The sequence below is a fragment of the Rhodococcus sp. CX genome, assembly GCF_015865005.1.
In the GTDB taxonomy this organism is placed as follows: Bacteria; Actinomycetota; Actinomycetes; order Mycobacteriales; family Mycobacteriaceae; genus Rhodococcus.
This window is the reverse complement of record NZ_JADZGH010000222.1, coordinates 9,842-23,140: the sequence shown is the minus strand read 5'-3', so window position 1 is coordinate 23,140 and position 13,299 is coordinate 9,842. Positions and strand designations below refer to the sequence as shown.

The 13,299-nt window shown below is 69.2% G+C and carries 12 protein-coding genes and 1 pseudogene; 9 read left to right on the top strand and 4 right to left on the bottom strand.

The features are described 5' to 3' along the window. From I0Q12_RS33800 to I0Q12_RS24615, 4 genes and pseudogenes are all read left to right on the top strand, one after another. Window positions 1-213: pseudogene (locus I0Q12_RS33800) on the top strand (ABC transporter substrate-binding protein); the annotation flags it as partial. Window positions 214-328: 115 nt separating this feature from the next. After that, on the top strand, window positions 329-3,406 hold the full coding sequence (locus I0Q12_RS24625; RefSeq protein WP_197255617.1) for an AAA family ATPase: 3,078 nt from the start codon (window positions 329-331) through the stop codon (window positions 3,404-3,406). Between the two features lie 84 nt (window positions 3,407-3,490). Continuing rightward, window positions 3,491-4,915, top strand: coding sequence for an FAD-binding oxidoreductase (locus I0Q12_RS24620; RefSeq protein WP_197255616.1), 1,425 nt, complete (start codon window positions 3,491-3,493; stop codon window positions 4,913-4,915). 123 nt (window positions 4,916-5,038) lie between these two features. Further along, window positions 5,039-5,917: a sulfurtransferase gene (locus I0Q12_RS24615; RefSeq protein WP_197255615.1), complete on the top strand. Its 879-nt coding sequence runs from the start codon at window positions 5,039-5,041 to the stop codon at window positions 5,915-5,917. Between the two features lie 31 nt (window positions 5,918-5,948). Here I0Q12_RS24615 and hpxO read toward each other — a convergent pair whose 3' ends face one another. Continuing rightward, complete coding sequence (gene hpxO / locus I0Q12_RS24610; RefSeq protein WP_197255614.1) at window positions 5,949-7,112, bottom strand: FAD-dependent urate hydroxylase HpxO; 1,164 nt, start codon at window positions 7,110-7,112, stop codon at window positions 5,949-5,951. A 92-nt stretch (window positions 7,113-7,204) separates the two neighbouring features. Between hpxO and I0Q12_RS24605 the strand changes: the two genes are divergently transcribed. The 4 genes from I0Q12_RS24605 to I0Q12_RS33790 all read left to right on the top strand — a co-directional run bounded on the left by I0Q12_RS24605 (window position 7,205) and on the right by I0Q12_RS33790 (window position 10,044). Further along, a complete protein-coding gene (locus I0Q12_RS24605; protein WP_197255612.1) occupies window positions 7,205-7,675 on the top strand; it encodes a GAP family protein in 471 nt (156 codons plus the stop codon). Between the two features lie 177 nt (window positions 7,676-7,852). Further along, the gene (locus I0Q12_RS24600) at window positions 7,853-8,341 is read left to right on the top strand and encodes a helix-turn-helix domain-containing protein (RefSeq protein ID WP_197255610.1); all 489 of its coding nucleotides are present in this window, start codon (window positions 7,853-7,855) and stop codon (window positions 8,339-8,341) included. A 55-nt stretch (window positions 8,342-8,396) separates the two neighbouring features. Further along, complete coding sequence (locus I0Q12_RS24595) at window positions 8,397-9,086, top strand: NADPH-dependent F420 reductase (RefSeq protein WP_197255608.1); 690 nt, start codon at window positions 8,397-8,399, stop codon at window positions 9,084-9,086. 133 nt (window positions 9,087-9,219) lie between these two features. Continuing rightward, window positions 9,220-10,044, top strand: a complete 825-nt coding sequence (locus I0Q12_RS33790; RefSeq protein ID WP_374068777.1) for an NADP-dependent oxidoreductase — start codon at window positions 9,220-9,222, stop codon at window positions 10,042-10,044. A 364-nt stretch (window positions 10,045-10,408) separates the two neighbouring features. Here the strand turns inward: I0Q12_RS33790 and I0Q12_RS24585 are convergent, their stop codons facing one another. The 3 genes from I0Q12_RS24585 to I0Q12_RS24575 all read right to left on the bottom strand — a co-directional run bounded on the left by I0Q12_RS24585 (window position 10,409) and on the right by I0Q12_RS24575 (window position 12,682). Next, window positions 10,409-11,071, bottom strand: a complete 663-nt coding sequence (locus tag I0Q12_RS24585; protein WP_197255604.1) for an IF2 family translation initiation factor — start codon at window positions 11,069-11,071, stop codon at window positions 10,409-10,411. Window positions 11,072-11,130: 59 nt separating this feature from the next. After that, window positions 11,131-11,697 (bottom strand): CsbD family protein, encoded by a 567-nt coding sequence (locus I0Q12_RS24580; RefSeq protein ID WP_307846499.1) that lies wholly within the window; start codon window positions 11,695-11,697, stop codon window positions 11,131-11,133. A 535-nt stretch (window positions 11,698-12,232) separates the two neighbouring features. Next, on the bottom strand, window positions 12,233-12,682 hold the full coding sequence (locus I0Q12_RS24575) for a DUF5709 domain-containing protein (RefSeq protein WP_197255602.1): 450 nt from the start codon (window positions 12,680-12,682) through the stop codon (window positions 12,233-12,235). Window positions 12,683-12,805: 123 nt separating this feature from the next. Here I0Q12_RS24575 and I0Q12_RS24570 point away from each other — a divergent pair. After that, a partial coding sequence (locus I0Q12_RS24570) for a DoxX family protein (protein ID WP_197255601.1) occupies window positions 12,806-13,299 on the top strand: 494 nt, incomplete at its 3' end.

The window sequence follows — 13,299 nt, the reverse complement described above, 5'->3', positions numbered from 1 at the left end:
GGCTTGCACGCCGCGAACGACCTGCAGAACCCGATCCCGCCGCAGCCGTGCTTCAACGTCGAGCAGGCCACCGCAGACGGCTGGAACCCGGCCGATTTCGATCCGGACAACGGTCTGTACCGGTGCGACATCCCCGCCCGCAAGTTCACCGCGGACTTCGGCACACCGATGACGCTCGCCGAGGTCGGCAAGACCATGGACGACGTCCAGTAGCCCGACAGAACAGAAACGCCGTGTGGCCTCGGGGATTCAGCCCGAGGCCACACGGCGTCGACGCGACCGACCGGACCGGGAACGGGGACTAACCTGATCTCGGGAGCAACAAGGCATGCTGCGCGTCTCCGTCCTGGGCGAACAGGCGATCACCGACGATGCGACCGGGGCCGTGGTGACCCGGTCGCCGCGCGCACTCGCGCTCGTCGCCTTCCTGGTCGCTCACGCCGGTACGCCCCAGCCCCGGCAGCGGCTCGCGACCCTGTTCTGGCCGGATTCCACCGACGGGCAATCCCTGACCAACCTGCGACGCGAACTCCACCATCTGCGTCACGCGCTCGGTGACGAGCCGTCACTCACGGTGACGGCGAAGGATCTGTGCTGGAGCGACACCCCGTCGAGCAGCGCCGACCTGCGCGTCTTCGACAACGAACGCGCCGCGGCGCTGCGGGCGGCCCGGTCCGGTGACGACCGCGCTCTCGTCACCCACGCGAGGAGGGCGCTGGACGCCTACAGCGGCGAGTTCCTGCCCGGCGTGTTCGACGACTGGGCACTCGAGATCCGATCCGATCGCGAACGACGATGCGTGGAGCTGTGCGATCTGCTGTCCGGCGCCCTCACCCGCACGGGCGATCCCGCCGGGGCGATCGAGGTCGCGCGTCGTCGCGTCCGGCTCGCCCCGCTCGAGGAGGTCGGCTATCGCAACCTGATGCGTCTGCAGGCCGAGACCGGGGATCGAGCCGGCGCCGCCGGTACCTATCACCGCTGCGCGTCGCTGCTCGAACGTGAACTCGGTGTCCTCCCCGATCCGCAGACGCGCGCCCTCGTCGAACAGGTTCTCGGCACCGCACCCGGCCGGCGGATCCCGGCCCGCACCGGGTGCACGACCGTCGAACTGGTCGGGCGGTCCCGCGAGATCGACCGTCTCGCCGCCGCCTGGCAGCGCGCGGCGTCCGGTCGACCGGGCGCGATCCTCATCCGCGGCGGGGCGGGCGTCGGAAAGACCCGGCTGCTCACCGAGATCACGCACATCGCGCAGGCCGGTGGCGCGACGGTGGCACACAGCCGCTGCTTCGCAACCTCCGCCGGGCTGGCGCTGGCACCCGTGGCCGACTGGTTGCGCGACCCCGCGGTCGCGGCGGGCCGATCGGGACTCGCCCGGGTATGGCGGGCCGAGGTCGAACGGCTCGTGCCGTCCCCCGAGGCCGACGCGGATCGTGTGCGCGAGACTCGCCCCGAACGCGGGGTCGGGGCATCGGCCGACGCCTGGCAGCGGCATCGTTTCTTCGAGGGACTCGCCCGCGGCCTCGTCGGCGACGGTCGCCCGATTCTGCTGACCCTGGACAACATGCAGTGGTGCGACCGGGAGACACTGTTGTTTCTCGCGTTCTGCCTGGGCTTGACGCCCGACGCTCCCCTGCTGGTCGCGGCGGCCGCGCGGGACGACAGCTCGGAGAGCGCGGCCGCCGTCACCGAATGGGCGACCGGACTGGCCTCGTCGGGCACGGTGACGGAACTGCGGCTGGGCCCCCTGGACGCAGCGGACAGCACCCGCCTGGCCGAAGCGATCGGTGGACGATCGCGCACCATCGAGGAGCGGCGGCTACTCCACACGGCGACCGGGGGCTTCCCGTTGTACATCGTCGAAGCGATGCGGTCCGCGACCGACGGGGACGACGCGCTCTCGGTGGACGGTCTGTCGTCGGTGCTGCACCACCGCGTGGAGCAGTCGAGTCCGGCTGCGCGGGAGGTGGCGGGCCTGGCCGCCGCGGTCGGACGCGATTTCACGCTCGACTTGCTCACCACGGCAAGCGATCTCGGTGCGGTCGCGGTGGTACAGGCCGTCGACGAACTGTGGCGCCGGCGCATCGTCACCGAGTTCCGCGACGGTTACGACTTCGCCCACGACCTGCTGCGCGAGGCCGCGTACGCGACGGTCGGGCCGCCGCAACGCTGGCTGCTGCACCGGCGGCTCGCCCAGGCACTCGAATTGCTGCACCGCGACGACACCGATCCGGTGTCGGCTCAACTCGCCGAGCAGTACGCCCGCGGTGGGCGCCCGGATCGGGCGGTGCCGTATTACCGGCGCGCGGCCGAGATCGCGACCCGCAGGTTCGCATATGCCGACGCGGTCCGGCTGCATCGGCACGCACTCGCCCTGGTGCGCGAGCATCCGGGAAGCGGTTCCGCCGCACGGGAACTCGCGATCCTCGAGGCACTGGCGGCACCGCTCAACGCCCGCTACGGCTATTCGTCCCCCGAACTGCAGCACACCCTCGAACGTTCGATCGAGCTCGCCGACACGCTGGGCCGCACGGAGTCGACGATCGTCGGTCTCGTCGGGCTCTGGTCGTCGCGGTTCGTCCAGGGCGACACCGCCGGAGCGCATCGGGCGGTCACGCGCGCATTGACACTGGTGGAACCCGGAACCGAACTGTGCGGGTCGGCGCACTTCGCGTACGCGGGCTCCGCGGTGAGTCTCGGCCGGCCGGCCGAGGCGCTGGGGCATTTCGCGCTGGCCGCCGAACTCACCGCAGGCGCGCATTCGTGGACCGTCGGTACCCGCCCGGACGTGCACGGCTGCGCGTGGGCGGCACATGCGCACTGGCTGCTCGGCGACGACGACGCCGCGCGCACGCGCTGCCGGGAGGCGATCACGCTGGCCCGCCGCAGCGAGGACCCGTTCGTCCTGACCATCGCGCTCGCGTACGGCGCGGTCACCCGGCAGTTGTGCGGGGACCGGCCCGAGTTGCGCGAGACGGTCACCGAACTGCGGGAACTGTGCGACCGGTACGACTTCGCGTACTACCGGGAATGGGGACTGATCCTCGACGGCTGGTCCCGGACCGGCGGTGACGGCATCGGCAGGGTCCGGCGCGGGATTGCCAACCTGCGGGCGGCAGGTTCCTTCGCCCGGATGCCGTACTGGCTGACGCTGCTGGCGGACCTGTACCGCGAGAGGCCCGGCGACGCGCGCGCGACCCTCGACGCGGCGACGGTCGCCGCCCGGGCACGCGACGACCGGTGGTGGCTGCCGGAGGTGATGCGGATGCGCGCCGCATACGACGCTCCCCCGGACGCCGTGGCGCGACTGCGTGCTGCGGCGAGGTTGGCGGGCGAGCACGGCAGCGTTGCCCTGGTGCGTCGCTGCGACCGCGACCTCGTCGGCCTCGGCGTTCCGCCCTCGCACTGACCGGCGCGTGCCGGGCGAACGCTGCGCGAACGCCGCCTTCCTACCGTCGGAAGCAGCATGAGAAACACGCGAGAGGAGTTCGCGATGACCACGACAGCCACCCCCACCGGCACCTCGTTCGACGACCTGGCCGCGGGGCTGCGCGGGGAACTGATCACCCCGACGGACCCGGGCTACGACCAGGCCCGTGCCGTCTACAACGCGATGATCGACAAACGGCCCGCTGCGATCGCACGGTGCCGCGACACCGTCGACGTCATCGCCTGCGTCCGGTTCGCCCGGGAACGGGGCCTCGAGCTCGCGGTCCGCGGCGGCGGGCACAACGCGGCCGGGCTCGGCGTGTGGGACGGCGCGCTGGTCGTGGACCTGTCGGCGATGCGCAGCACCACCGTCGATCCGGAACAGCACACCGTCCGGGCGGACGCGGGATGCGTGTGGGGCGACGTCGACCATGCGACGGTCGGGTTCGGGATGGCCACGCCGTCCGGGTTCCTGGCATCCACCGGGGTGGCCGGTCTGACGCTCGGCGGCGGCATCGGCTATCTGACCCGCCGGTTCGGCCTCACGGTGGACAACCTGCTCGAAGCCGATGTCGTGCTCGCCGACGGATCCTTCGTGAAGGCAAGCGAGAATTCGCACAGCGACCTGTTCTGGGCCCTGCGCGGCGGGGGCGGGAACTTCGGGATCGTCACCTCGTTCACGTTCCGCTGCCACGACATCGGCGAGCACGGCACGATCATCGGCGGGCCGGTGCTCTACGACGTCGCCGACACCGCCGACGTGATGCGCTGGTACCGCGAACTGCTGCCGTCGTTGCCGGAGGAGTTGAGCGGCTGGATCGGCCTGATCACGGTGCCGCCCGCAGCGCCGTTCCCCGAGGAACTGTGGGGACGCGGGGCCTGCGCGATCGTCTGGTGCTACACGGGCCCGCACGACCGCGCCGACGAGGTGCTCGAACCGATCAGGGCGTTCGGGTCGCCGATGCTGATCGGCCTGCACGACATGCCGTTCACCGTGCTACAGAGCGCATTCGACGGACTGTATCCCGCTGGGCTGCAATGGTATTGGCGAGCGGATTTCTTCAACGAGATCTCCGATGCCGCGATCGACGTGCACTGCCGGTTCGGTGCGTCGCTGCCCACGGGGCATTCCACCATGCACCTGTATCCGATCGACGGCGCCGCCGCGCGTGTCCCCGAGAGCGCCACCCCGTTCTCCTACCGGGACGGCGGTTGGGCGGGGGTCATCGTCGGTGTGGATCCGGATCCGGCCAATGCGGAGCTCATCTCGCAGTGGGCCCGGGACTACTGGGAGGCCCTGCACCCGACGTCGGCGGGCGGCGCCTACGTCAACTTCCTGATGGAGGAAGGCCAGGACCGGGTGCGGGCGTCGTATCGCGGCAACTACGACCGGCTCGCCGCCGTCAAGGGCCGCTACGACCCGGACAACGTGTTCCACATCAACCAGAACGTGCGGCCCGCCACGGATTCGGGTGCTGTCGCCACCTGAACGCCGGAAGCTCCGGTGGACGTGACCGTCGAGGGATTTACTCACCGTGAGCGTTGACCTCGCCGGGACCGGCGGCGGGCCGATAGGCTCGCCGCAATCGTTTCCCGCACCCCGGAGGTCACCATGGGTCAGCAGTTCCCGGACATCGTCTCGGTCGAGTGGCTTCGCGATCACCTCGACGATTCCACGCTCGTCGTCGTGGACTCGAGCACCCATCTGACACTGCCCAAGGACGGGCCGTACTCGGTCGAACCCGGGCGGGCCACCTACGATTCCGCGCACATTCCCGGTGCCGTGTTCGCGGATCTGCTCACCGACTTCGCCGATCCCGATTCCGCCGAGGCGTGGACGGCGCCCGCGTCGGAGCGGTTCGCGGCCGCCTCAGGCGCGCTCGGCATCGGCGACGGCGTCCGGGTCGTCGTGTACGACCAGCACGACGGTTACTGGGCGACCCGCTTCTGGTGGCACCTCCGCCTCGAGGGATTCGACGACGTCGCGGTGCTCGACGGCGGCCTGCCCGCCTGGAAGGCCGCCGGCGCGCCGGTCACCGACACTCCTGTCTCGCCGACCCCCGTGACCTTCACCGCCCGGCGCCGCGACGACCTGATCCGGTCCACGCAGCAGGTGCGGGACGCGATCGACGACGACAAGACGGTCCTCGTGAACGTCCTCGATCCCGCAACCTACCGCGGCGACACCAGCACCTACGCTCGTCCCGGGCACATCCCGAGCAGCATCAACCTGCCGGTCGCGCGGATCCGGGACCCGGAGACGGGTCTTCTCCGGCCGGTCACCGAGCTGCGGGCGCTGTTCGAGGAGGCCGGCCTGCTCGATCCGGGAATCACCCCGGTGACGTACTGCGGTGGTGGCATCGCCGCGACCGGGGTCGCGCACGCGCTCGCTCTGGCAGGACGCGACGACGTCGCCGTGTACGACGGATCGCTGACCGCGTGGACCGCCGACGCATCGCTGCCGCTGACGGTGGGCGCCGATCCCCGGTAGCCGCCCAGGATTCGAGCGGGGCCGGTCCCCGTCAGCCGAGCGGGTTGCCGACGATGTTCGACACGATGCCGCGGATGATGCCCGTGCCGTCCTCGGTGCGCAGTTCGTCGTACCAGGCCTGGGTGACCTCGGGATCCTTCGCGTGGGTGACGTCGCAGCGCTTGCGGGCGCGCAGCACCAGGTCACCCGCGCGGGCGGTCCTGCGGTTCTGGTAGCGGATCAAAGCGTCCTCGACGCCGAGCGTGTTGGTCTGCAGTGCGATGGCCAGCACGACGGCGTCCTCCATCGCCGAGCAGCCGCCCTGGCCGATGTCGGGTGTGGTGTTGTGCCCGGCGTCGCCGAGCAGCGCGACGCGGCCCTTCACCCACGTGTCGAACGGGTCGATGTCGAAGATCTCGACGCGGTTGACCGCGAGCGGATCGAGCATGCCGATGAGCTTGTGCACCTGCGGCGCCCATCCGGAGAAGTACTCGGAGAGAACCTCTTTCGCCTGCGACCGGTCGTAGTCGAGCCCGGCGGGCAGCGGGACGTCGAAGAAGAAGTAGAAGCGCCCGCCGGCGATCGGCATGAGGGACACGCGCTTGCCGTCGCCGACGTAGGTCGTCCACTGGATGGCCGGGGCGATCGTTTCGTCGATGTCGACGAGCCCGTTGAAGTTGACGTATCCCGCGTAGCGCCGCTCCACGGATTCGTCGAGCACGTAGTCGCGGGTGCGGGACTTCGCGCCGTCCGCGCCGATGAGGATGTCGCCGGTGGCGGTGCTGCCGTCCGCAAAGGTCGCGGTCACGGCGTCACCGTCGTCGGCGATGTCCACCATGCGCTTCCCGAGCCGGATGTGTTCGAGGCCGAGTTCGTGCATGAGCATCGACTGGAGTTCGGCGCGCGACACCGGATACGGCCGCTGACCGGTCTGCTCGACGACCGGCCGGAGACTGAATTCGGTCATCGTCTCGCCCGTGAACCCGTCCCGGTAGGCCATGGTGTCCATCTGCCCGCCGAGAGCGGCGATCTGCTTCTCGAGACCCAGATAGTTCAGGCACTTGACACCGTTGGACCACAACGAGATCGCCGCGCCCACCGGCTTGTTCTCGACCACCTGCTCGTACACCTCGACATCCCAGCCGATGCGCCGCAACGCGATTCCCGCACTGAGTCCGCCCATTCCGGCGCCGATGATGATGGCCTTCACCCGCATTGCTCCTCACGTCGACTACGCCGATCACCGTATGGCGCTCCTGTAACACTGATTCGACACGCGTTTCACGGACGTGTTACGCCCGCCCGACCGTGGTGGTCGGGGTCGCGATCTCACCGATCCCCATCGTCGCCACCATCAAGGTCGCCATCGAACTGCTGATCGTGTTGGCGGGCAGGCAATGGCGCGCCCGCGGCGACGCATCGGTCCCGAAATGGATGCAGGCGATCGACCGGCTGAACTTCCCGAAGGCCACCGGTCTCGGCATCGCACTCTCGGCTGTCGATCCGAAGAACCTGCTGCTGTACGTCTCCGCCGGGCTGGTGATCGACACCGGCGGGCTCGGCACCGGCGAAGCCGTGGTGGCGCTGGTGATCTACACGGTGATCGCGGCATCGAGCGTGCTCATCCACGTCCTCGGGTACGCGATCGCGGCGCAGCGCTTGCGCGAACGGCTCGACACCCTTTGGCAGTCGCTCCGCGCGAACAATCACCAGGTGATGGCGATCGTGCTGGTGCTCATGGGCGCTGCGGTGATCGGGAAGGGACTCGGCGGTTTGTGACGGTGGGCGAAGGCGGTCGTGCCCAACTTCGATCCGCGCTCTGATCCGCGACTATTTCCGACGAAGGAGACCCCGGTGCAACCGTACCGAAATGTGAGAGCCCCGTGAGAGGAACATCACTCTCATTTCAAGAGTGAATTGCTATTGCTCTTGAAACAAGAGTGATAGACATGAAGCATGACGGAACGGGAAGCGGCCGACGAATCGGCACAATCGGCGACGGACGGCGAACTGGCCGCCCGTGCGGCCGAGGTCGTCGAACGTATCGAGGCACGTGACGATCGACTGGTTGCGATCGAGGACCTGCACGACGGCGCCGGGAGCATCCGCGCCGCACTCGAGACCGTCGGCGGGGTGTGGGCGATGTCGATCCTGACCGCTCTGCGTTCGGGTTCGATGCGCTACAGCGAGATCAAACGGTGCGTCGCCGGTGTCAACGACCGGATGCTCGCGCAGACGCTGCAGCGGTTCGTGCGCGACGGACTCGTCGAACGTCGCCCCGTCCCCGGGTCGGCCAGCCGCGAGGAATACGCGCTGACCGATATCGGTTTCGAAATATGTTCCGCGATAAGTGAATTCGTCTACGTGGTGATGAAGCTTGCGCCGCGGGTCGCCCAGGCCCGAGAGCGTCACGATGCCGAGCAGTCCGGCACGGACCCCAACTGACCGGCCGGTCCCGCACACCTCACCCCCCTCCACGCGCACAACAAGGAGCCACCTCATGCCCTCCATCGTCGTCATCGGTCCCGGTCGTCACGGCACCGCCATTGCAGCACTGTTCGCGTCCCACGGCGTGGATGTGACTCTCCACCACCACAATCCGGCCAAGGCTCGCGCTGCGGCGGAGATCGTCCGCGCGGTTGCCGCCGCCGGAACCACCGTCACCGTCGAGCCGGACCTCGTGTCCTCGGTTGCGCACAGCCAGGTGGTGGCACTGACCACGCTGTGGGATCGGCCCCAGCGGGAGGTCATCGGGAACCTCGGTGCGGCGCTGCAGGGAAAGGTCCTGCTCGACGTTTCCAACCCGCTCGACGTCACACCCCACGGCATCGTCCCGCGCCGTCCGAGCGAGGGTTCGGCCGGTCAGTTCGTCGCCACGCTACTGCCTTCCGGAACGGGCCATGCCAAGGCGTTTTCGAATCTTGCGACCGCTTTCGTCAACGAGGGCGCCGACCAGGACCCGCCCGCGGTGCTGCCCTTCCTGGCGGATTCCGAGACCACCGCGGAGGTCGTCCGGCCGTTGCTGGCGCAGACGGGATGGCTGCCGTGGCTGGTCGGTGACATCTCCCGATCCCGTGACCTCGAGATCGGCGGACGGTTCAACGACGTTCACGGCAGGTACGGGCGGTCCCGGCTCGACGCCGACGAGTTCCGGGCACTGGCCGGTGACGAACCGGTCTTCGCGCTCTGACCACCGACCGAGAGGACGTCGCCATGACCACATCGCAGACCACCTACCGCGCCGCCGTGGTGCGCAAATTCGGGCCGCCGGACGTCATCCGGATCGAGAACCTGCCGGTCGGTGAGCCCCCGCCCCCGGCGTCGTGCGGGTGGCGGTGCGAATCGGCGGGCTCAACCCGGTCGACGCCCGCATCCGCTCCGGCGCGTTCGGTGGCGCGGTCCCGCACGTGCCGGGCACGGAGTTCGCCGGCACCGTGGTCGCCGTCGGTGCCGGCGTCGGCGACTACACGGTCGGCGACGACGTGATCGGCTTCGGCACGCCCGGAGCCGACGCCGAACTCGTCGACACCGACCCCGGCCGGCTCGTGCACAAGCCCGCCGCACTGGACTGGGCCGTCGCAGGCGGACTGTCGGGCGTCGGTCAGAGCGCGGTCACGGCGATCGAGGCGACCGATGCGCGAGCCGGTGACGTCGTGGTGGTGCACGGCGCTGCTGGTGGCGTGGGGACGGTCCTGACCCAGCTGCTGGTCGCCGACGGCGTGACGGTGGTGGGCACCGCCGGCGAATCGAACCAGGACCACCTGCGTGACCTCGGCGCGACGCCCGTCGTCTACGGCGACGGCCTCGCGGACCGGATCCGAGAGGCCGTACCGGGAAGGGTCACCGTTTCGATCGACCTCGCAGGCACCGGAGAGGCCGGGGACGTGGCCACCGCTGTGCGGCGGTCCGGCGGTCGGGCCGTGACCCTGGTCCCGGAAACCGCGACCTCGCACGGGGTACCCCTCGTGCGGGTGCAGCGGTCACCCGAGAGACTCGACCGACTGGTGCACGCCGTCGTCGACGGCGCGCTGCGTTTGCCCGTGCGGACCGTCCCGTTCACCGACATCGTGGCGGCGCACCGCCTGCTTGACGCCAAGCACTCGCGCGGCAAACTCGTCCTGGACCTGTCGGGCAACCCGTTCCTCTGAGGTCTCGACGCGGCGCGCGGGTGGCCTGCCGTCACCGCGCACCGCCGGCCGGTATGGCGAAACCCACAGTCGAGGTCGTTCGCTGGGGTGGCGGTTTCGGGGGCGCGGTCGGTGATGATCGGCTCCGCCGGCGTCTCCCTCTGCGCGCCGAGCTTGTTCACGCGGTCCTGCCGGTACGACGCGGGCCGGTACTTGCGCGGCTGCGGCCGGGGCTCGAGCGTCGCCTGCGGAAGCTGTTGATCCGCGCTTTGATCCGCGGCTATTTCCGACGGAGGAGACCCCGGTGCACAGGATGCACCGGGGTCTCGTCGTCTGTGCGCTGGGTCTACCGAGGCGCTTTGCGCTCAGGGCTCTGCCGAAGCACTCAGGGATTCTTGTGCTCGATCTTCTCGTACTCGGCAACCTCGCCCGCATCGTGTGCGCGCTCCTCCGCCTCCTTCGCCTCGAGCTGCTTGGCGACCGCATCCTTGAGGGAGACCTTGACGGGCTCGGCGGCCTCCTCCTCGGCCCTGCGGATGCGCTCTTCTTCCCTCTTCTTGGCCGTCTCGGCGGCCCGACGCTTCGCGGCGGCCTCCTGATCGGCCTTCGCGATCTCGGCGGCCTTCTTCTGCTCGGCTTCCTTCTCGGCCTGCTTCGCGCGTTCCTGCGCACGCTCCCGCGCCTGCTGGACTTCCTCCTCACGATCGCGCCGTGCGGCTTCCTGCTCGGCGGCGGCCCGCTCACGCATCCGACGGAGTTCGGCGTCCGCGGCACGCTTCTCGGCCTCGGCCTGGGCATCGAGTTTCTCCGCGCGCTTCACAGCGTCGGCGTGTTCGGTGGCGCGCGCCCCGCGCATGGCGATCTCCTGGTCGTCGAGCACGCTGCCGACGATGCCGTCCAGCATGCCCAGCCCCCGCTCGTACATCAGGCGCGGCGGGGCGTCGGTGGGCAGGAAGAACCGCAACTGCTGTTCGATCAACCCGAGGGGGAACCGGGCGATCATGTACTGCAGTCGCAGGACGCTCTTGGGCACGGTGGTGAGGTTCATCGGCACATCTCCAACTTCGATGGGGGTACAGCTCCGGTAGGGAATGTCGGGGGTGTTCGTCAGCGATCCGGCCCGTCGGTCAGCGACCGATCGAGGGCTTCGGCCTTGCGACGTTCCTCTTCGGCCTCCAGACGTGCGCGTTCGGCGTCGTGGGAGGCGCGACGGTGGTTCTCGTCGGCGGCTGCGACCTCCGCAGCAGCATCCGTGACCTGGGCGTTCTCCTCGCGGCGTGCCTGCTGCTCGGCAGCTGTGGCCTGGCGGGCTGCGTCGGCCTGTTCCCGGACCACGTTCTCCTGGTATTCGAGTTCGGCGGCCTGTTTGCGGACCCGCGCCTCTCGCTCGGCCTGCGACTCGGCGGCCTCGGTCCGGTGCTGCACGGCCTCGCGTTCCTGCCGTCCGGCTTCGCGCACGGCGTCGAGTTGTTCGACCGCCTCTTCGCCCTCGGCTTCTGCCATGTGGGAGAGGGTGTCGGCCTTCCTGGCCTGCCGGGCCTGTTCCTGGTCGAGGCGGCCTTCGGTGGTGAGGGAATCGTTGCCGGTCAGAGCTCCGGCGACCTCCTTCGCCTTGCCGACCACGGTCTGCTTCAACCCGAGGCGTGCCTTGTCGGATGCGCTGTCTTCGGCCACGCTGATCTCCTTCCGTACGGGACACGAAGGGGACGGTCCCGCGGGAAGGGGTAGCCCGGCGCGGTCGGCTTCAATCCTCGAGAAGCTCGAGAGGGTGGATGTGCGCGCCGACGAGGTCGACGAGATCACCAGGACCTCGTCACCCAGGACCTCGCGATTCGTCTCGACCGAAGCCGCACCACCCGATACTGCGCGACGCATCAGCATGTCCATGAGAGTGCGCAGCGCCTGGTCGACTAATACAGGGCCGTGTGGCAGATCGTCTTTCCTCAGTCGCACCACCGCTACCCGGCCGCGGGCATATCCCGGCTCTTACACTGGACGACAAGGACTTTCGAGTCTGCGCGATGTCAGTAGCCGAAATCGTATTCAATTGCCACCGTCCACCCTGGTACTCGACGCTGATGTCCGTCGTCCACGACGGGCGGAAGCTGAACACCTCGTGCTTGATGGTGACGTCTTACCGACCGTTTCGGAACGACTTCCGCGTGCAGGGTCCCGCAACCCACCGGTGGGAATCCGGTTGGTTACGAAATCACTCCTCTTCTTCGATGACGTGAACCGCGGCTTCCTCGGCCGACGCCGCTCCCCCGTCGATTCCGGCGTCCCCGGCCCACAGCTCGGATTCTTCGTCGCTGCCGAGTCCGTCGTCGTGGGCCACGAGTCGGCCGGCGCGTCGGTCACCGACCTCACCCATGTAGCGCTGCCCCGGTATGACCGCGTCGACGTCCGGTTCGGAGGTGTCGAACGCGGGGTCCGGTTCTTCGGCCGAGATCCGGTGCGCGAGGCTGCCGCCGTAGCGCACCTCGTCACCGGTCGTCCCCGTCGCGTTCATCGCCAGCGGCCGCTCGGGCGGTGAATAGCCCTCGTCGAGCATGTCGGCGACACCGCGGTCGTCGAGCGTGTCCTCGGGTTGAAGCTGATTGTCCTCGTCGACGCTGTACTCACCGCCGTACCCGTCGTCGCGTGCGTCGTCGATGTTCATGAGTCCAACGATGCCCCTACGACCCCCTTCGTGCATACGGATCGGTACCGAATAGCCAGGGATACGCTCCACGATCCCGGGGTACACGTCAGGATTGAAAGGCAACCCACCACGGGAGGAAGCATGATCCTTCGCCGAATCGCCCGACCGATGCTCGCATCGATCTTCATCGCCGGGGGTGTCGACGCCCTCCGCAGTCCGTCGGGGAAGGCCGACGCGGCACAACCCGGCCTCGAACAGGCCCTGGCGATGCTGCCGAACTCGGTCACCGAGCGCATTCCCGACAATCCGGAAGTGCTCGTGCGAGTCAACGGTGCCGTGCAGGTCGGGGCCGGCGCGCTGCTCGCCGTCGGTAAGGCGCCCCGGATCGCGTCGCTGGTTCTGGCCGGCACGCTGGTACCCACCACGGTCGCGGGACACGACTTCTGGAACGTCGAGGATCCGGCCAAGCGAGCGATGCAACGCACGCAGTTCATCAAGAACGTCAGCCTGCTCGGTGGCCTGCTCATCGCCGCCGCCGACACCGAGGGCAAGCCGTCGTTGGGCCGGCGAGCCGCCCGGCACGCGCAGGAGAAGGTCGTCGCGGTGTTGCCGAGCCACCACGCCGAGAACAAGGA